Here is a 20,127-nt window from a genome sequence, read left to right on the forward strand (position 1 = left end):
TACGCAGTATAGCGCATTTTCGCCAGCTTGTGAATTCGTAAGTTGTGAAAGTGGTCTCGAAGGCGGGCCACAATAGGTCTTATGAGCGAACAAGAAGCAGTTTCACAGCAAGCAGTCACCATCTATCTCACCCGCCATGGCCAGACCACAGCCAACGTTATGCGCCTCATGCAGGGCTGGTCCGACTTCCCCTTAACCACGCCGGGAGTCGAAGGCACCAAGCAGCTGGGCCGAGGCTTAGCAGGAATTCGCTTTACTGCGGCCTACAGCGGCAACCTCACCCGCCAATATCGCACAGCCCGCAATGCGCTCGACAATTCGGGCAACGAGCAGGTTCAGGTGAGCATCGACCCCGATTTGCGCGAAGCCAATTTCGGCTCCTTTGAGGGCTACAGCTCCGCCAAGCTCATAGAACAAGTGTTGGGGCGTAAGGACTTAAACCGCCTTGCCGAAGTCCGCCGGCAGCTCGGTTGGGATGGCACTGCCAAGCTTCAAGACGAGATTCACCGGCTCGACCAAGACAACGCGCTCGGCACAAGTCTTGAGGCCGAAGAGCGGGCAGAAACCAGCCAGCAGGTGGCCCAGCGCATGGAGCAGGCCCTCACCCGCATTGGCCAAGATGCCCTCCAGCGCGGCGGCGGCAACGTCCTCGTCGTCAGCTCCGGCTCCTCCATTGAACTCTTTCTACTCACCCTCAAGCAGGACCGAGTGCCCATGCCCTCCTTCCACAACAACTCCGTCACCCGCCTCACATACAGCCCCACCGGTTTCAGTATCGACGGCGAAATAGCCTCCACCAAATACTTCGACCAAGGCTTGGCCTGATTCCATGAGTTTCAACACCTGCACGATAAAGCATTAAAAGGTTGACATAAATACATAGAAGAGAATCAAAAAAGCTGAGCGAATAGGCATAAGACACAACACATACCTATTCACTCAGTTTAGCCGTAATTATGGCGATGCAGGCGTTTAAACTACACTAAATATTATTAATATCTCCATTGGAGACCATGCCATCGCATACCCGGATGTCGGCGGGTAATTTGTGCAAGAGGTACATCGTGAGAATTATTGGTTTTCCCACACACAACAGGGCCCAGTTCCGAACCATAACCTATATAGCCCACGACAACCATAGCATGGTCAATTTGCCCATTATTATGCCAATCAGCATAAGCTAAACCACCACCGGCAGTGTACCGTATATCGCTTCTATAAAAAGATTTAGAATGATTTGCCATATACCGGTAATTCATTTCAGCATTATGCCACGTTCGCGTTGAAGCCTTCCATGAGCCCCAGATCCATCCGGTCCAACGATTTTCATCATTTTTATTGGCCATATTCGCGGACGTAGTCCCTAAACCACCATACTCTAGTGCTTGTGATACAAAATTGGCGCAATTTTGATCATATACAGGATACTTAGGATTCATAGTATTTGCATGTGCAGGATCGGTCCATAGTTCCGCATACTGAGCCATTTTAATATAATCCAACCCTACTGAATTAGCGCTTCCTCCATACGTTTGAAGACGCGGAGAAAATCCAAAAGAGTCGTTTTTCTGCCTATCCGGGAAGGATACCGCTTCGGCATCGGTCTCGTCGGTAGTGGGTTCTTCGATAACATCCTGAGTTATCGCTAATTCTTTCGCACCTGCCTCACTTTTTTGTTTCACAGTAAGTACATGCCGTTCGGTATAGCTCGACTCCAAACTGTCTCTGTTCTCTCCTGCGATATGAATTACAGCTCCAGGTTTAGGCACAGCCGTAATAGAAGTAGTAATATCAGCGACGATTGTTTTTGTTGAGCTGCTTACTGTTGACGAGACAACATTTGTAGACACACGAACATTGCTGTTATCCATACCTTGTTCAGCCGAGGTGTCTGACTCTATACCATTCTTCCGCGCCAACATTCCTTGACTGTCAGAAGGAAGCGATCTCGATTTAATCATGCTATAGCTATCTTGAATCTGTTGCCCATACAAAGCAACCACTTTGTTGATTTCGTCATCAAGAGGTACTGCAGTAGCTTTGGGTAAAAATCCACTGCTCAACACTATAAAAAGCGTACAAGCTATGACCAAGACACTTTTAACAATATTTGTTTTACATCTTTTTTTTATCATTTGAAGTTCTCTCTACGACATTGTTAGAACACTTTCATAAATCGGCCCCTCCTCCAGATTAACAGATATTGTTTCATGCTTTGACAAAACACCATTTAAGATAAAAGAATTCAGTAGAGACGACTCAACAAATTAAACTGTCGACATAGCTGTCTTCCAATATTCCTATGCACAAAAGTATTGAGTAAACTCATCACGGAACGCCACCTAGGGAGTTATCACGTATTCTTTCAGCCTATCTTTGGTCACTGTGAAGGTATCTGTATGAGTGCTTTCGCGTTCCATGGTGAGTACATGCTGCTCGGTGTAGCTTGAGTTCAACCTGTCTCTGTTTTCTCCGGCAATATGAATCTCAGCCCCGGGCAAGGGTACCAAGTGAATGTTAGTCGTGATGTCAGCAACTACCGTGTTTGCGAGGCCATCGCGCGCTATCGAAATAACTTTTGTCGATACATCGACACCGGCTCTAGTGAAACCTATCCGGCTCGAAACGTCAGTCTCGACTCCGTTTTTCCGAGCTAAGCGCCCCTGCACGTCGGTGGGCAGCATACGCTCTTGCTCTGGATCATAACTGGCTTGAATCTGCCTGCCATATCTTTCGACAGCCTTAATAATCGCTGCCGTCTCAGGCAGCATGGGCTCACTCTTAGCCAGAGGGCCACTATTGACCAGTACGAGCGCCGCGCAGCAAGCAAGCATCGCTCCCTTGAGCAGGTTCACTCTCAGATTGCTTACCATCTCGACACTCCTTGCACTGCACTGTGCCTGTGTTTGCAAGCCTTCGCGCTGACTAGCCGACTATGAGACAACAGCATAGCGCAGCGCGAAGGCGGTGCTCACCCTACTTAAGCGGGGGCATGGGCTTCCACTCGGGGTCGTGCATGAGTTTGCGCGAGTCTAGCCAGCCGTGGAAGAGCTGGGGTATGCCTGTCATGAGGCTCTTGCGGTCCACTGCGACTAGGCGGATAACTTCCTTGGCGGCGGTGGCCAGCGTGCCAGCTGCGAAGAGAACCGGCCTGTAGTCGCCGTGAGCCATAAAGTAGCGGGCCATGTAGCCGCGATTACGCATAATGTGATAGCGGTTCATGTCTGAGGTGGAGTTGAGCTGGCGCACTCCGGCAATATTCCAGTTGCCAATCTCGCGGGTGCGGCGCATTACCACGTCGGAAACCACGACCGGCTGCGTCACCTTCGAAGCCAAATAGCCATACAAAGTGTCATCCCAGTAGATGAAGAAGCGCGGATCGGGCAGGCCAATTTTCTCGACTATCTGCCGGGAGAAGAAGGCGCCCTCGAAGCACATGGTGTTCATAGTTTTAGTGCCTGAAGGCCCAAAAGCGGCCGGCGCGATGGGATCGGGAATGCCCAGCGAAGTCAGGAAGTGGTACTGCCAGTAGAAGGGGCCACCGTCGTAGTCCAGCCGCGAGCCCTGAATTACCTGATAGCGGTCAGTCCACTTAGTGAGCAGGTCGAGGCCCTTGGGCTCAACTGCCACGTCGTCGTCCATCACCCAGAACCAGTTGGCACCCAAATCGTAGGCCCTCTTCACTCCCGCCGAGAAGCCGCCCGCTCCCCCGCTGTTGTGGTCCTGAGGGAAGTACACGACGCGCTCTTGGTTGCCGGAGCTGTCGATAATGGTCTTGCCCCAACGCCCGGTCACACGCTCGGCAAACTGGCGAACCATCGCCTCAGTTTCGGGCGAATTCTCGTTGTCTACCACCACAATCCGCCAGGGAGCCTGGGTGAGTTGCAAGATAGAATCAAACAATCCCGCCAGCAGTTCTTGCCTCTTATAAGTCACGACCACCAGGGCCGCTTTATTCAACGTTTGTGCCATACCCCCATTGTGGCATTCCCCCGCAACTTTTGCGCTCCCGGCACCATTCCCATATCATTTGCTTACCAACGGTTAAGGGCGTGAGCGTTACGTTAGCTTATTCTAGCTTCCAAAACAGTGAGGTCTTTCTTCAGTAAATCTTCTTCGACCGCATGATTCAGTCCTCTGGTTTCATATATAAGAGTGTGAATGTCATTCCAGGTGGATTCTTGCTTTTCCTCGAAATCGCTGAGTCCAGGAATCATGGACTGTATTCTTGTTTGCACGAGAACCTGAATAGTTTTTTCGTCTGCTTTAATATCAACTTTTTCAATAGTTGACTCAACAGTTGCGTCCACTATGTTCATGCCATAATCAGTGAAACTTTTTTGTATCATGTCCGCTTGTGGTCTAACTGCGTTGATTTCACCAGCCGGATGTTTCGCAATTTCAGATTCATCTTGCAAATATATAGACTTGAGCAGTGCCGAATACGAGTCAACAGCTTTCTTTACATCGGAATCAACCCCTAATTCTTCACGCTGCACAGTAGTTCTCGCGCTATTTCTTTGGAAAAGCTTAAAGCTGAGAGTTCCAGCACAAACCAGTATGACCAATCGCGATACAGCGGTCTTTTTCATCGTTGATGCGTGCATGTTGAAGCTTTCCTTTCCATCATGCTATCAACTCTCACGCAAACCGAGCAAGGCCCCGATACCGTTTTAACCGCTGCTATCAAAACCAGAAACACTGTTTTCGAGCAGCACACACCAAAGATTACTCAGATTCCAGGCCTTGCTGCTAGACTGAATTTTAGATAGAGCTGGAATGCCTAGGTTGGGGGAACTGGAATAGGTAGCTCGCAGCTTGACATAATGACTAACCTGTTTAGATTAAACACGGGCCAGCCGCTTTTTCGCGCGGACTTGTAAGGCCCGCATGGAGGGGTAATGAGTAGTTTCCGTACTGCCAGCGTCGTTGCGTTCGCGCTAGCTTTAGCAAACCTGGGGGGGGGGGACTCGATTTAGTCCGCTCGGCCGCAGCTGAACCAGCCCAAAACAGTACGCAAAGCCAGCTTATACGTGGCAGCATTCCCCCTTCGGAAACAGTTCATGGATTCGCACTCTCCCCCTCTAAAGGTCCCTCCCTCAGGCCTGCCATTACCACTCTCACGCCGCCAGTACCGCCAAGTGGCGTCGCATTTTCTAAGGTCTCTTCAGCAGAGTTGTTTTCCGTTGGTCTCGGCCAGGATGGCAACATATATACATGGGGTTTGAACTACCAAGGCGCAATGGGCGATACCCGCTTCGATGCCAGCACCCTACCTATCCAAGCGCAAACCCCACCTGACGTACAATTTGTTGATGTGGCCGCAGGCCTTGCCCACATTGCCGCTGTCGGCGATGACGGTAACATCTACTCATGGGGTGACAACTCATATGGGCATCTAGGCACCGGAAGTCGAGGGGGCTATTTGGATACGCCTACAAAAACTGTGCAAGGCGATTTGCCCCCGGGCGAATACTACATCAAAGTCCAAGCAGGTGCTAACCACACCGTCGCTCTTACCAACCGCCATAATGTATATGCTTGGGGTTGGAACGAATTTGGACAGCTAGGCAAAGGGCATCTAAGAGATGCTTATGAGCCCACCAGAGTGTTACTAGAAAACCTTCCTGCAGGCGAATACTACTCCGACATCGTTGCAGCAAATGTCACATCCGCAGCCTTAACCAACAAAGGCAACATGTATGCATGGGGAGGAAATTCATCTGGCCAACTTGGCGATGGCACCGTAAACTCCGTAGAACCGTGGGGTAAAACTCGACCTGTTAAAGTTTTACAAGGCGACATTCCTGCAGACGAACATGTCACTGCTATGGGTATGGGTGCAGCTTCCCTCTTAGCAGTTACAGATAAAGGCAACCTTTACACATGGGGAGAAAACGCTCACGGACAGCTAGGAGACGGAACTCACAACAATCGCAGAACGCCTGGCAAAATAGCACCGAACGTTTTACCCCCAGATGAACACTTCATCTACGCCAGTTCAGAATATGAAACCTCCGCAGCAATTACAGATAAAGGCAACCTTTACACATGGGGAGACAACAATCGCGGACAGCTAGGAGACGGAACTCACAACGATCGCAGTATACCAGGCAAAATCGAAACTGGAGACTTGCCAGCAGGCGAGCACTATATCAGCTCTGTATTTGGAGTTGCTCAAGGTCTTGCTGTAACCAACCGAGGTACAGTTATGAGTTGGGGTAGAAACGATATAGGCCAACTCGGTGCCGGAGATACAGTTGATCACAGCACGCCGGTGCGAACGCGAAAACCCAAATATATAATTGACTCCGTTACATTCGACGGCAGCACAGTCGGGCATAAAGATTTCGATCAAGATACAGGTGTCATGACCTTCGACGTGCCAGAACGCGGACCAGGAACGATCGAAGTCATCGTTTCCTATCACACAGCAGGAGTTATTATTAATGGAACCATACTAGAAGGCCCCACACGAACCGCTACTCTTCACTACACTTATGCGCCCATATATGACGTTAACTTCGAGTTAGGAGAGGCAACCGGCTCCACCAACAGCCCCTCACCCGACGCTCAATACGTATTTTCAGACGACCCGCAGCCTATTCTTTACCCTAGTTTCAACCCAACTTGGAGCGGCCACTGGTTCATTGGATGGACCGCACCCGACGGCAAACTCTGGGATTTCCATACCCCAGTAACCAGTAACATGACCCTCACCGCTAAATGGGAGTCCTACCAGTTTAAGCTTGACCCCAACTCTGGCCCAACTATCGGCGGCAATACGGTGTCAGTAATTGCGCCAAACTCTCCTCAAAGCATCGTATATACTTCGGTAAGCGCGGGATATGAACACAGCGTTGCCATTGGATCCGATGGCAACACCTATGCTTGGGGTAGTAACACTTCCGGTCAGCTGGGCGACGGCAGCACCAGCAGCCACAGCGCGTTACCAGTGCGAGTAGCTACACCCTCGGGAGTACGATTTGTAAGCGTTAGCGCGGGCAAGAATCACACCCTCGCGCTCGGAACAGACAACAACCTTTACGCTTGGGGAGACAACACCTACGGCCAGCTCGGCGACGGCAGCAACACCAGCCGCAATACGCCAATTCAGGTCAACCGTATAACCCTGCCCGCAGGACACTTCTATATGGATATCAGCGCGGGCTGGAATCACAATATTGCCATTAGCTCCAACCGCAAGACATTCACGTGGGGCAACAATGACCACGGCCAGCTCGGCGACGGCAGCAATACCAACCGCAACAAACCAGTAAGAGTCAGCCAAGGCGCACTGCCTATGGGCCAGTATTTCGCCAGTGTAAGCGCCGGAGGATCCCATACAGCTGCTATCGACTCTGATAATCTCGCCTACGCTTGGGGAGACAACGCACAAGGCCAGATCGGCAACGGCACCACAAATGACAGCAATGCACCAGTTCAGGTGAGCCAAGGAGACTTACCGGCAGGAGAACGCCATACTGCAATCAGTGCAGGAACCAACCACACCCTGACCCTTGCCAGCAACAACGAAGCATACGCATGGGGCAACAACGACCACGGACAACTCGGCGACGGCAGCAACACTGACCGCAACGCACCAGTTCAGGTAAGTCGAGGAACCCTACCCGCCGGCGAGCACTTCACCAGTATCAGCGCGGGAGGCTGGCACAGCGTAGCTTTAAGCAGCAATAACGCTATATACGCGTGGGGTCGCAACGATTTTGGTCAGCTCGGCGACGGCGCAAATGCTGACCGCAACGCGCCTGATGCTATTGCGCAGGGTGCACTACCTGCTGGGCAGCACTATACCAACGTAAGCGCAGGAGGCACGCACACCGTCGCAAACGTCAGCAACAAGCACACTGGCGCTTGGGGCCACAACAATACAGGCCAGCTGGGCAACGACTCTGACCTTGACCACAACGTATCGGTACAGGTTGGGCTGCAAAAACTCGTTGTCACCGCTGTTGAGTTTGACCAGGTTGAAGTTTCACCCGCTCCCGTTTGGGATGGTGACAATCAGGCTTGGAATGTAAAACCTCAAGCTCACCTCCCCGGCCGAGTCGACGTCAGCATCCACTGGACTTTGGGGGGTGTAGCCTACGACAACTACCCACTGTCGTATACCTATCTGATGCCCATTCCCAGTGCAGGCTCTATTCCCCTATACCGACTGGGCGGCGGAGTCATGATAGGCCTCACTATCTTTTCTTCCCTCACCATCGCCGGCTACCAGTTGAGCCGCAAACACAAGCGTGCAGGCAAACACGGCACAATCGCCGTCTAGTCCTGAACGGGGGGGGGGGGCAATCCCCTTCCCCCTTCCTCCCCCCTATAGTTCGGCCCGGCACCAATATTGCTGGGCCGAACTTGTATGCTCACACTCCCCCAGAACGCTACGAGTTGCAGCTTTTCTGGGATTGGGTGTTAGACTGAGCGTATATATGACTGGAGCTAGCCTGCGGTTGGGGAACTGGTTGGGCAGCTTACAGTTTGAAGGTTGAACGTTTCATTTTTTAGTATTACACGGACTGGCTGCTTTTAAGCGGCCGTGTTTGGTCCGTTTTTGGAGGAGTTATGCGTGGTTTCCGAACTGCTAGCGCTGCAACTTTGGCACTAGCTCTCACCATCCTTGGGGGGGGGGTTACTCTAACTGCACGCTCAGCCGCAGCTAACCCAGCCCAAAACACCACACCAAGCCAACTCACACGTGGAAGCAACACAGCTTCCGAAACCGTAGACGGTTTCACCCTCTCCACTGCCAAAGGCCCGGCCAACGCTGATGCCACAGCCACACTCACCCCGCCAGTGCCGCCCAGTGGTGTACACTTCACCCAAATCAGCGCAGGTAGCAACCATACAGTTGCTCTCGGCAGCGACGGCAATGCTTACACATGGGGAAAAAATAATAACGGTCAGCTCGGCGACGGCACCAATACCGACCGCTGGACACCAGTTAAAGTGCAACAAGGCGCACTACCAGCCGGAGCACACTACGCTAGCATCAGCGCAGGCAGCAACCATACCGTTGCTCTCGGCAGCGACGGCAAGGCTTACACATGGGGACACAATCTTTACGGCCAACTGGGCGACGGCAGTACCACAGACCGTTGGACACCGGTAAAAGTACAACAAGGCGCACTACCAGCCGGAATACGCTACAGCCGTATTAGCTCAGGATACAACCATACGGCTGCAATCGGCAGCGACGGCAAGGTTTACACGTGGGGATGGAACACTGCCGGCCAACTGGGCGACGGCAGCAACACAGACCGCTGGACACCAGTTAAAGTGCAGCAGGGTGCACTACCAGCCGGAACATACTACACCAGCATTGACGCAGGAGGCTGGCATACGGTTGCGCTCGGCAGCAACAACAAGGCTTACGCATGGGGCTGGAATACTGCCGGCCAGCTCGGCGACGGCAGCAACACAGACCGCTGGACACCGGTTACAGTGCAGCAAGGCGCCCTACCAGCCGGAATACGCTACAGCCGTATTAGTACAGGATACAACCATACAGTTGCAGTCGGCAGCGATGGCAATGCTTACGCATGGGGAGACAATCAGTACGGTCAGCTCGGCGACGGCAGTACTTCAAACCGTAATCTGCCAGTTGCAGGACAACAGGGTGCACTACCAGCCGGAACATACTACACCAGCATTGACGCAGGAGGCTGGCATACGGTTGCAGCTGGCAGCGACAATAACACCTACACATGGGGCTGGAATACTGCCGGCCAGCTCGGCGACGGCACCAGCACACAACGTAGTCTGCCAGTTAAAGCGCAACAAGGCGCACTACCAGCCGGAGCACGATACACCAGTATCAGCGCGGGATGGGAGCATGCGGCTGCTCTCGGCAGCGACAGCACCGCATACACATGGGGACGCAATATTGACGGTCAGCTCGGCGACGGCACCAACACACAACGTGATACTCCAGTACAGTTGCTCTGGGGTAAGTATGTGATTAACTCTGTTTCGTTTGAGGGTGTTAGCGTTAGCCAGAAAAGCGTTGACGCCAATACCGGCGTATGGACTATGCAAGTGCCACAGCACAATCCGGGAGCAATCAATGTAACAGTCGATTACCGTATCGATGCTATCGATAATAATGGCACTGTCATCAACCCCGGTAGTCAAACCGGCAACGTGACGTTACGCTACGAATACAAGACTGCCTACATCGTGCATTTTAATCTAGGTGGGGCAAGCGGTACCGAGCCAGCAGACCAATGTGTGTATTTGGATGATCCTCAGCCGATTCAGTACCCCACTCCTACGCCTAGTCGAAGCCATCACTGGCTCAACGGGTGGGCCGACTCCGCCGGCAAGCTCTGGGACTTCAATACACCAGTCACTGCCAACATGACCCTCACAGCCAAATGGGAAGCCTACGAGTTCAAACTCAAACCAACCGGCGGACCCACCACCGGCGGCAACAACGTATCCATCACTGCCCCAGAACCACCCAAAGGCATCCGCTACACGCAAATCAGCGCAGGAGGTGCACATGCTGTTGCCCTCGGCAGTGACGGTAACGCGTACACATGGGGATGGAACGCCTACGGCCAACTCGGCGACGGCACCACCACCAGCAGCAGCCTGCCAGTTAAGGTACTGCAAGGCGCACTCCCGGCAGGCAAACACTTCACCAGCATCAACGCCGCCGACCGGTTTACTGTTGCTCTCGACAGCGACGGTAACGCGTACACATGGGGATGGAACGCCTACGGCCAACTCGGCGACGGCACCACCACCAGCAGGAATCAGCCGGTTAAGGTACAGCAAGGCGCCTTACCAGCAGGCGAGCACTACACCAGCATTAGCGCTGCCGACGGGTTTACCGTTGCTCTCGGCAGTGACGGTAACGCATACGCATGGGGCAACAATGATTCCGGCCGCCTCGGTATCGGCAGTATCGCCGACCGTACTCTACCGGTTCAGGTACAACCGGGCGCATTACCAGTAGGCGAACATTTCACCAGCATCAGCGCAGGATACGCACACACAGCAGCTCTCGCCAGCGACGGCAACGCCTACACTTGGGGCAACAATGATTCCGGCCGCCTCGGCGACGGCAGCACCACCGACCGCTGGACACCAGTTAAGGTACAGCCGGGCGCTTTACCGGCAGGAGCACACTACACCAGCATCAGCGCAGGATACGCACACACAGCAGCTCTCGCCAGCGACAACAACGCCTACGGATGGGGCAATAACGAGAATGGTCGACTCGGCGACGGCAGCATCCTCGACCGCACTCTACCGGTTCGGGTACAGCCGGGTGCCCTACCAGCAGGAGAACACTACACCAGTATCAGCGCAGGATACGCGCACACAGCAGCTCTCGCCAGCGACAACAACGCCTACGGATGGGGAAGAAATGATTTCGGTCGGCTCGGCGACGGCAGCGACACCGACCGTTGGACACCGGTTAAGGTACAGCAAGGCGCCCTACCAGCAGGAGAACACTTCACCAGCATCAACGCAGGCGGCGCGCGTACCGTTGCTCTCGGCAGCGACAGCAACGCGTACACATCTGGAATGAATAGCGACGGCTGGCTCGGTGACGGCACCTACATTAGCCGCAACCGACCCGTCCAAGTAGGCTACCAAAAACTCGTCGTCAGCGGAGTCAAGTTCGACCAAACCGAAGCCAGCCCCGCACCATCTTGGGACAGCGGTAATAGCACTTGGAACACCACAGCCCCGGCCCACACCCCAGGTAAAATCACCGCCAACATCCACTGGACCTTAGGCAGCCAGCCCCAAGACGACTATCCGCTGTCATATACCTACCTGATGGACATGCCGCAGGCCGGCGAGATTCCAGGGCAACGACTGGGCGGAGTTACGATACTGGGCCTTTCGCTCGTGGCCGGGCTTACTGCGGCCGGGCATCGGTTGAGCTGGAAGCAAACGAAGGAAGCTCGGCACTCGGCTCTTGTAGGGTAAGCGGCAGTCATCCTCTGTATTGTGCCGGTTCAGCCCATCACGGTAGCAGAGCGCAGCAGAAACAAGCCGGTACTGTCAGCCAGGCAGTTTTCAATCGCGAGTATCGCCTTCCAACTGGTAGCTCAATCGCCGCCGCTGAACTTGATAATCTGCTTCGCTCAGAATCTCTTGTAGGATGGGCTGTTCCTCGCCCCATCGAGCGTCGTTGAGCTGAGCTCCAGTCAAATCTGCGGGCCCGCTTTCCCGGTCCAATGGCTGCGCAATCCTAGCAAACATCGCCTCTAACAGGGAGTAATCTACCCGCTCGTGAGCCAAAATAGAAGCCCGATCATTCTCACTTTTGCTCACAGCAGGCCAGTCCAATCCCCAGCCAGCGTCACGGGCTACCAGCGTCCAAAACACCCTCTGCGTTCGGCCGTTACCCTCGCGAAAAGGGTGAAGCATGTTGAAGTTGTCATAGTGAACGCTCAAGCGCTTAACGAACTCGTCTCGCTTCAATCCCACCAGCATGCAATCGGCGCGCAAAGTCCGTTCAGCATACTCAGCGCCATTATTGAAGAGCCGCAGGGGTTGGAAGACGGTTCCGCCGCCCTTACTCATGTCGATAGTGCGCACTTGCCCGGCCAAGTCATACACATCTTGAAAGAGATAATGGTGAATCCAGCGCAATTGTTCAAGCGTACCTTGCGCGGTGAGATGCTCCTCGTTGAGCTCTTGGAAACGCGCTGTGACTAAGTCATTCTCGGCCAGCAGCAGCTGCTCAGCAGTACGCGCTCCCACCCGGTTTCGCAGTACTTGACTGCCGGGAATGAGATACGGGTCTTCGGCCGCAGGCATGCCCCGCCTACTCCAGACCGTAGCGGGCGCGAGTAGTGCTGACTAAAGCGTGGGAATCGATGCGGCCTTCGATGAAGTCTTGGGCATCGCGGCAGAACTGCGGGCTCACATCCCCGCCTTCCATACGCGCAGAATGAATAGCCCCAGCCACGCTCATTAAACGCCGCCTGCGCTCCCCACTCTCCATAGCATCCTCCTACACCATCGCCCGCCAAGCTCTTACCTTCTATCATACCAATCTCGCCTCCGCACCCCGAGTGTGAAGTTTTTGGGGATGGGTGTTAGACTGGGCTTAGATATGGCTGGTGCTGGCCTGCGGTTGGGGAACTGGTTGGGCGGCTCACAGTTTAATGATTGAACGTTTCATTTTTTAGCATTACGCGGACTGGCTGCTTTTAAGCGGCCGTGTTTGGTCCGTTTTTGGAGGAATAATGCGTGGTTTCCGCACCGCCAGCGCCGCTACTCTAGCGCTAGCCCTGATTGTCCTTGGGGGGGGGGCAATCGGTCTCACGACCTCAGCCCACGCTGAACCAACCCCAAACACCACCCCAAGCCAGCACACACGCGGCAACAACGCCAATTCCGAAACCGTAGACGGATTCACCCTCACCCCCACCAAAGGCCCCACCAACGCCGACGCCACAGCGGCGCTCACCCCTCCAGGAATCAATGGCCTGCGCCTCACCCAAATCAGCACCGCGTATACACACTCCGTTGCCATCGGCGACGACGGCAACACCTACGCATGGGGATTGAACTCCAGCAACCAGCTGGGCGACGGTACAAGCACCGATCGCGCCTTGCCGGTGCGGGTGCGCGCACCCGCCGGGGTGCGGTTCGTCAGTGTCGCTACAGGCTATTACCACTCCGTCGCCCTAGGCGACGACGGCAATGCCTACGCATGGGGATTGAACATTAGTGGTCAACTCGGCGACGGCACCACTACCAGCAGAGCGCTGCCGGTCAAGGTCAATGCGGGAGCACTGCCCGCAGGGAAGCGCTTCACCGCCATCAGCGCAGGACAGGCCCATACCGTAGCTCTTACCGACAAAGGAAACATCTACTCCTGGGGATGGAACAATTACGGTCAACTCGGCAACTACAGCTTGGTTAGCAGCAACACGCCCGTCAAGGCAGACGCGGGAGAACGACCTTACAACGAACGCTACATAGCCGTCAGCGCAGGACAGGCCTATACCGCCGCCGTCACCGACCAAGGCAACGCCTACTGCTGGGGAGACAACAGATGGGCACAGCTGGGAAACACCACCATCCCCACAAGCAACGGAAATCCCAATGCTCTCAGCCGCCGCCCCGTCAAAGTCGGCCAAGGAGCGCTGCCCGCAGGCGAACGCTACACCAGCATCAGCGCCGGAGTCGCGCACACCGCGGCCATCACCGACCAAGGCAACGCCTACTGCTGGGGATACAACTATGATGGCGAACTCGGGGATGGAAGCACAAGCCCCGGTCCGACCAAATGGAAGAACCAACCCGTCAAGGTCCTGCCCGGAGCGCTGCCCGCAGGAGAGCGCTTCACCGCCATCGGCGTAGGACATAGCCATACCGCAGCCCTGGCCAGCGACGGCAACGTCTACACATGGGGAACAAGAAGCGAAGGCCGGCTCGGCGACGGCACCACCACCGGTGTATCCGCCCGGCCCGTCAAGGTCCTGCCCGGAGAGCTACCGGCCGGCGAGCGCTACACCAGCATCAGCGCAGGCTATTTCCATACCGCAGCACTGAGCAGTCAAGGCAAAGTCTACACATGGGGATACAACAATTACGGCCAGCTGGGCGACGGCACCACCACCAGCCGCAGCACACCTGTCCGAACTCTTTCTCCCAAGTACGTGATCGATTCGGTCAAGTTCGACGGCGTGGAGGTCAGCCGCAAAACGATCGACCCCATCACCGGCGTGTGGGACATGCACGTGCCCCAACGCGCTCCAGGAGCAGTCGATGTCACCGTCACCTACCACGTCAGCGGCGCACTCAGCGGAGCAGGCGGCACAGTCAGCAACGGGTCCAGCGAAACCGCCACCCTCCACTACATTTACGCCAGCGCATACACTGTCAAGTTCACGCTAGGTGACGCGGTCGGACACACCAGCAGCCCCACACCCGCCAACCAGACCGTATGGTCCGACGATCCTCAGCCTATCGAGTGGCCCAGTCCTGACCCCGCTTGGGAACACCACTGGTTCACTGGGTGGGCCGACTCCACAACCGGTACCGCCTGGGACTTCACCCAACCCGTCACCCGCAACCTGACACTCAAAGCAACCTGGCAAGCATGGAAGTTCAAGCTCTCCCCCACCTCCGGCCCCGACACCGGCGGCAACCCCATCCACATCACCCCACCCGACACCACCATCGGCATCACCTTCACCCAGGTCAGCGCGGGCGGCGGTCACAGCCTGGCAATCGGCACGGACGGCAACACCTACGCGTGGGGCGAGAACAATTACGGCCAACTCGGCGACGGCACCACCACCAGCCGCAGCCAGCCCGTGCTAGTGCACGCGCCCGCAGGTGTACACTTCACCCAAATCAGCGCAAGCGACGCTCACAGCCTGGCCATCGGTGACGACGGCCGCGCCTACAGCTGGGGATACAACGAGCGAGGCCAGCTCGGCAACGGCAGCAGCGACAACAACCCCCACAGCACGCCCACGCCCGTCAACGACCCGGCAGGAAAGCCCAACACTACTTGGACCAGCATCAGCGCAGGCAGCAGGCACAGCCTGGCCGTCAGCAGCGACCACCACGCCTACAGCTGGGGACAGAACGACTCCGGTCAGCTTGGCAACGGAACCACCACCGACCAGAGCACGCCCATGCCCGTCAATGACCCGGTAGGAAAGCCCAACACTACTTGGACCAGCATCAGCGCAGGCTACGCTCACAACCTCGCCATTAGCAGCGACGGTCACGCCTACAGCTGGGGATACAACGAGCGAGGCCAGCTCGGCAACGGCACCAGCGACACCAATGCCCACAACATGCCCGCACCCGTCAACGACCCCACCGGCAAACCCAACACTACTTGGACCAGCATCAGTGCAGGCTGGGCTCACAGCTTGGCCATTAGCAGCGACCACCACGCCTACAGCTGGGGATACAACGGCACCGGCCAACTCGGCAACGGCGGCAACGGCAGCCAGCAGAGCACGCCCGTACCCGTGAACGACCCAGTCAACAAACCTGGTATCACCTGGACCAGTATCAGCGCAGGCACCTATCACAGCCTGGCCCTCAGCAGCGACCACCACGCCTACAGCTGGGGCAACGAACAGTTTGGCCAGCTCGGCAACGGCAGCAATGGCACATACCAGAGCAAGCCCGTACCCGTCAACGACCCCACTGGCAAACCCAACACTACTTGGACCAGCATCAGCGCAGGCTGGGCTCACAGCCTCGCCATCAGCGGCGACCACCACGCCTACAGCTGGGGACAAAACGACTCCGGCCAACTCGGCGACGGCAGCACCAATCAACGCAACACGCCCGCACCCGTGGACATTCCCGATATCAAGGTCACCGGAGTCAAGTTCGACCAGACCGAAGCCAGCCCAACCCCCATCTGGAACGACCCCACCTGGGACACCACAGCACCGGCCCACACCGAGGGCAGGGTCACCGCCAACATTCACTGGACCCTAGGAGGCATCGCTCAACCGGACTACCCCCTGCCCTACGACTACCAGCACATCTTCACCCTGCCCGAAGCCGGAGCAATTCCAGGGCAGCGACTGGGCGGAGTTACGCTACTAGGACTTTCGCTCGTGGCCGGGCTCACCCTGGCCGGGCATCAGCTGAGTCTTAAGCACTCCCCTGCTGTGCGACGCAGCCAAGTCAGCGCAAGGTAACAGCTCACAACAGTGTGTGCCCCTAAGCCTATAACGGGTTTAGGGGCACACACTGTTGTGAGCTAGGCTGTGGCGAGCTGCTGGTGTTTGACCTTGCGACTGCCGACGATGCATAGAGCAGCCCCGAGAGCCAAGACGGCTAGGCAGATGTAGCCTTCGATGCCTACTAGCGGCAGGAGTCTGTTTATCTCGTTGCCAATAATGAAGGGGCCTACCATGAGCCATTGTGCTTCTACGAAGAAGGCGATGACGGCGAAGGGTACCAAGACCAACAGGAGCGAGATGTAGGTGCTCATGTGGGAGGAGAACCAAACCATGAGTAGGGCGCAGCCGAGGTTGAGGGCGAAGCTGGCTGCTAGGAAGACTGCAATATATGTGCCAACGCTCCAGTTGAACCAGGGCAGGTCTGCGCCGTCGAAAACCGGCGTGGGCAGGTAGGCTTTGATTTTGGGCAGCCACAGGGCCAGGGCGAGAGCGTAAGACACTGCGGCAACGAGGAAGGCGACGGTAGCGGCGGCAGCCATCTCAATGCCTTGAATACTGCGGCCCACGCGGGTTGACCACTGAGTTTGCCGCATTCTACGCATACGATTGCGGGTGAGTAAGGGAGCACATAGGCCCAGAGTGGCTAGTAAAACTACGAGGAATACCATACGCAAGTAGGATTGAGACAGCTGAATCGTGTCGTCGGGGTGGGTAAGGCCCATGCCCGACTGGCATTCCTGAGCTAAAGCGTTCACTCGCTGGTCTACTGCTTTCGGCAGTTCCACTCGCTTACTGGAGGCAGCACTCGCATCTCCCAAATACTGGTAAAGGTCTGAGTGCTCGCTCGCAGATAGGAGCCCCAGCTGGGAGGCCGCGCGCTGGGCCAGTCCTTGCTTTCCGCAACCGCGATAGTTGTCGACAACACGATGCCCCACGAGGAGCTGCTGGTAGCTGTTGAGACCTTCAATCTGGTCGTACAACTGGCCCGTTGGGCCGTCGGCTACCGAAGCGTCTTGCCAGATCTGCTCCTGAATCTTGTCTATGAAACTGCGAGCGCTGCGGTAGTCATTCACCCCTTCCTTGCTGGCTTGCGGCTGAAGTTGAGCTAAATCAGCCTGGAACTTGCGCTCCAATTCGGCATTGTGCGCTTCGCTGCCAGATATGAGAGCAGGCGTGGCAGTTGGGCCGTATTGGGCGATTACAGGAGCTGTGGAGGGCTGCATAGTCGCACCAATGAGCGAGGAGAGCAAGCCAATAAAGCCTAGGGCCAAGACGGCGGTGATGAGCGTGGGCCGAGGGCGCAAGATAGCTTTAATCTCGGCGGTGAATACATTCCATTTCATAGCAAATCCTTCTTCTGGTAGTAGTGCAATCCCAGCCCTAAGACGATGGCTCCGATGCCGAGCGCAACTAGGCTGGAGATGGTTTCTTGCATGGGTACGAGCGCTTGCAGGCCCATTCCGGTAAACCATGAGCCTTGGGTGAGTATGAGATAGCCCGGAGTCAGGCTCAAGACTTGGAAGAGTCCCCAGGCACCGCGGGAGGCGGCGAAGAACTCAACAAAGTAGCCAGCGATGACGATGAGGAAGCTCAAGCCTGCCGCGGCCATAGTGGAGGAAACTACCGTATGGATAGCGGCGGTGAGGAGGGCGAGTCCTGCGATGGCTAGCAGTTCGAGGCCTAGGTTGGCCAGCCAGTAGCCGCCGACCGTGCAGTCGAACCAGGTAATGAAGGGCTCACTGCCGAAGGCCGTGGTCAGCTGGTTGAAGCTAGACGAAACTGAGGAGCCCCACACCCCTCTCGTGTCTAGGAAGAGAGCAAACATACCGGTGGTAGCTATGTTGAGCAGGCAGCAGGCGGCGAGAGAAATCAGGAGTCCGGCTAGGACCTTCCAGCGCATGAGATGGCGGCCTGTGCGGGTCGAAGCGAGGACCGGCTCGACCCCCTGCTGGCGCTCGTAGCCCAGCAATACCACCATAATGAGCAGGGTCACAATAATGGACTCCCACAGCACTGCCCGGCCCTCCACCTCGAAGAGCTCATGGTGGGCATCGACCGTAGCAGTGCCAGCATATAAGTCTTGGCCAGCAGCGGTGGAAGCTAAATGCTGGGCGCGCTCCCCTAGGCGCTCGTATTTTGCTTCCATATCAGCGTCCATACTGCGTTGGAAAGCTCCTACCTGCTCGTGCTTATCGCCTTGCAGGGCGTAGACTGCGTTGCGCCCCAAACGCTTGGCCTCGTAGGACTGGTAAGGATCTTGCTCCTCGCCAAGTAGCTGGCTCAAGCGCTGCCGCTGGTTGCTGGCGGGCTGCGAGGCCACTTCCTGCTTGAGAGTAGCGTTGATTCGGTGGCCGGCGGACTGCTGCACCTGCGAGGCCAGATTGTAGGGAGCGCGCAGGTCGCTGGTCGTTAAGGCTGCGATTCCCGCATTCACCACGACCATGCCCAGTAGGATGACCCACAGGAGCGGAGAGCCGAGCAGCTTGCGCAGTTCGTGGTTGAGGAGCAGGCTGGGCCGGGCATGGGTGCGGCGGGCTGCTTTACTATGCTGAGTTGCCATCGTTAGCCTCCGTAAACCATGAGGAAGACGTCTTCGAGGTTGGCCTGAACAGGCTCAAAACCACTGAGCGGCTCTTGGCAGTAGATGCGCTGGAGGGTTTGCGCGCCCTCTTGCACTTCGTCGAGCACCCGCTGCCCCTCGCTCATGGGCATATCCATCGGCACCTCGTAAATATGGCCCTGATACTGCGCGCACAATCCGGCCGGGCTATCTTGCTGGTAGAGGCTCCCGTCTTTGACCATGACCACTTGCGAGGCAATCGTCTCAATATCTGAGACAATATGGGTCGAAAGTATAACGGTGCGGTCGGCTGCTAGGGCGTGAATAATATTGCGAAAACGCACGCGCTCCTTGGGGTCGAGCCCGGCGGTGGGCTCGTCTAAAATCAAGAGCTGCGGATCGTTCAACAGACTCTGGGCAATGCCCACGCGCTGGACCATACCGCCCGAAAGTGCCTTCATCTTCTTATTCGCAGCATCTTCCAATCCCACCATCGATAACAGGTGCATAACCCGCTCTTTGCTCTCCTTGTCGCTCAGCCCTTGCAAGGCGGCGATATAGCTCAAGAACTGGCGGGGCGTATAATTGGGATAATAGCCGAAATCTTGGGGCAGGTAGCCCAAGAGGCCGCGGTATTGCTCATCCATGCCGATGATATCTTCGCCATCCCAAGTAATGCTGCCCTTGTCGGGGCGCAAAAGCGTGGTCATCATTTTCATCAGCGTGGACTTGCCTGCACCGTTGGGAGCCAGGAGCCCGTACACGCCGCGCTCAAAAGTAATATTCATATCGCGGGTGACTTGCTTGGAGCCGAAGCTCTTATAGACGTGTTCGAGTTGTAACATGGTTTCCTTCAATCGTGGTTGGGCGCACTGAACTCAGCCCTAGGGCGGGCTTGGCGCGGTG

At 56.0% G+C, this 20,127-nt stretch carries 13 protein-coding genes; 4 read left to right on the forward strand and 9 right to left on the reverse strand.

Annotated features, from left to right (window positions below; all coding sequences use genetic code 11):
- The first annotated feature begins 81 nt into the window (after positions 1 to 81).
- Entirely contained in the window at positions 82 to 825 is a 744-nt protein-coding gene (locus R8377_RS05030; protein ID WP_317642404.1) for a histidine phosphatase family protein, read from the forward strand.
- A 167-nt stretch (positions 826 to 992) separates the two neighbouring features.
- On the opposite strand, the gene R8377_RS05035 is transcribed toward R8377_RS05030, so the two are convergent.
- The 4 genes from R8377_RS05035 to R8377_RS05050 form a co-directional block, all read right to left on the reverse strand.
- Positions 993 to 2,135 carry an amidase domain-containing protein gene (locus tag R8377_RS05035; protein ID WP_317642406.1) on the reverse strand — a complete coding sequence of 381 codons (1,143 nt, stop codon included), beginning with the start codon at positions 2,133 to 2,135 and terminating at the stop codon, positions 993 to 995.
- 207 nt (positions 2,136 to 2,342) lie between these two features.
- Positions 2,343 to 2,873, reverse strand: a complete 531-nt coding sequence (locus R8377_RS05040) for a hypothetical protein (protein WP_317642407.1) — start codon at positions 2,871 to 2,873, stop codon at positions 2,343 to 2,345.
- Between the two features lie 103 nt (positions 2,874 to 2,976).
- A complete protein-coding gene (locus R8377_RS05045) occupies positions 2,977 to 3,972 on the reverse strand; it encodes a glycosyltransferase (RefSeq protein ID WP_317642408.1) in 996 nt (331 codons plus the stop codon).
- 92 nt (positions 3,973 to 4,064) lie between these two features.
- Positions 4,065 to 4,607 (reverse strand): hypothetical protein, encoded by a 543-nt coding sequence (locus R8377_RS05050; protein ID WP_317642410.1) that lies wholly within the window; start codon positions 4,605 to 4,607, stop codon positions 4,065 to 4,067.
- Between the two features lie 569 nt (positions 4,608 to 5,176).
- Between R8377_RS05050 and R8377_RS05055 the strand changes: the two genes are divergently transcribed.
- The gene (locus tag R8377_RS05055; RefSeq protein ID WP_317642411.1) at positions 5,177 to 8,293 is read left to right on the forward strand and encodes an RCC1 domain-containing protein; all 3,117 of its coding nucleotides are present in this window, start codon (positions 5,177 to 5,179) and stop codon (positions 8,291 to 8,293) included.
- A 290-nt stretch (positions 8,294 to 8,583) separates the two neighbouring features.
- The gene (locus R8377_RS05060) at positions 8,584 to 11,967 is read left to right on the forward strand and encodes an RCC1 domain-containing protein (RefSeq protein ID WP_317642412.1); all 3,384 of its coding nucleotides are present in this window, start codon (positions 8,584 to 8,586) and stop codon (positions 11,965 to 11,967) included.
- A 90-nt stretch (positions 11,968 to 12,057) separates the two neighbouring features.
- On the opposite strand, the gene R8377_RS05065 is transcribed toward R8377_RS05060, so the two are convergent.
- Positions 12,058 to 12,804 (reverse strand): Fic/DOC family protein, encoded by a 747-nt coding sequence (locus tag R8377_RS05065; RefSeq protein WP_317642413.1) that lies wholly within the window; start codon positions 12,802 to 12,804, stop codon positions 12,058 to 12,060.
- 7 nt (positions 12,805 to 12,811) lie between these two features.
- A complete protein-coding gene (locus R8377_RS05070; RefSeq protein ID WP_317642414.1) occupies positions 12,812 to 12,991 on the reverse strand; it encodes an antitoxin VbhA family protein in 180 nt (59 codons plus the stop codon).
- Between the two features lie 244 nt (positions 12,992 to 13,235).
- Here R8377_RS05070 and R8377_RS05075 point away from each other — a divergent pair, with 244 nt between their 5' ends.
- Positions 13,236 to 16,676 (forward strand): RCC1 domain-containing protein, encoded by a 3,441-nt coding sequence (locus R8377_RS05075; protein ID WP_317642415.1) that lies wholly within the window; start codon positions 13,236 to 13,238, stop codon positions 16,674 to 16,676.
- 62 nt (positions 16,677 to 16,738) lie between these two features.
- Here the strand turns inward: R8377_RS05075 and R8377_RS05080 are convergent, their stop codons facing one another.
- Genes R8377_RS05080 through R8377_RS05090 form a run of 3 tightly spaced genes read right to left on the reverse strand, consistent with a single transcriptional unit; the run spans position 16,739 to position 20,066 of the window.
- Entirely contained in the window at positions 16,739 to 18,004 is a 1,266-nt protein-coding gene (locus R8377_RS05080) for a hypothetical protein (protein ID WP_317642416.1), read from the reverse strand.
- On the reverse strand, positions 18,001 to 19,221 hold the full coding sequence (locus tag R8377_RS05085; protein WP_317642417.1) for a hypothetical protein: 1,221 nt from the start codon (positions 19,219 to 19,221) through the stop codon (positions 18,001 to 18,003). Before R8377_RS05085 ends, R8377_RS05080 begins: the two co-directional genes overlap by 4 nt.
- A gap of 2 nt (positions 19,222 to 19,223) precedes the next feature.
- Positions 19,224 to 20,066, reverse strand: a complete 843-nt coding sequence (locus R8377_RS05090; RefSeq protein WP_317642418.1) for an ABC transporter ATP-binding protein — start codon at positions 20,064 to 20,066, stop codon at positions 19,224 to 19,226.
- Between the last annotated feature and the right edge of the window lie 61 nt (positions 20,067 to 20,127).

The organism is Bombiscardovia apis (assembly GCF_033095945.1).
In the GTDB taxonomy this organism is placed as follows: Bacteria; Actinomycetota; Actinomycetes; order Actinomycetales; family Bifidobacteriaceae; genus Bombiscardovia; species Bombiscardovia apis.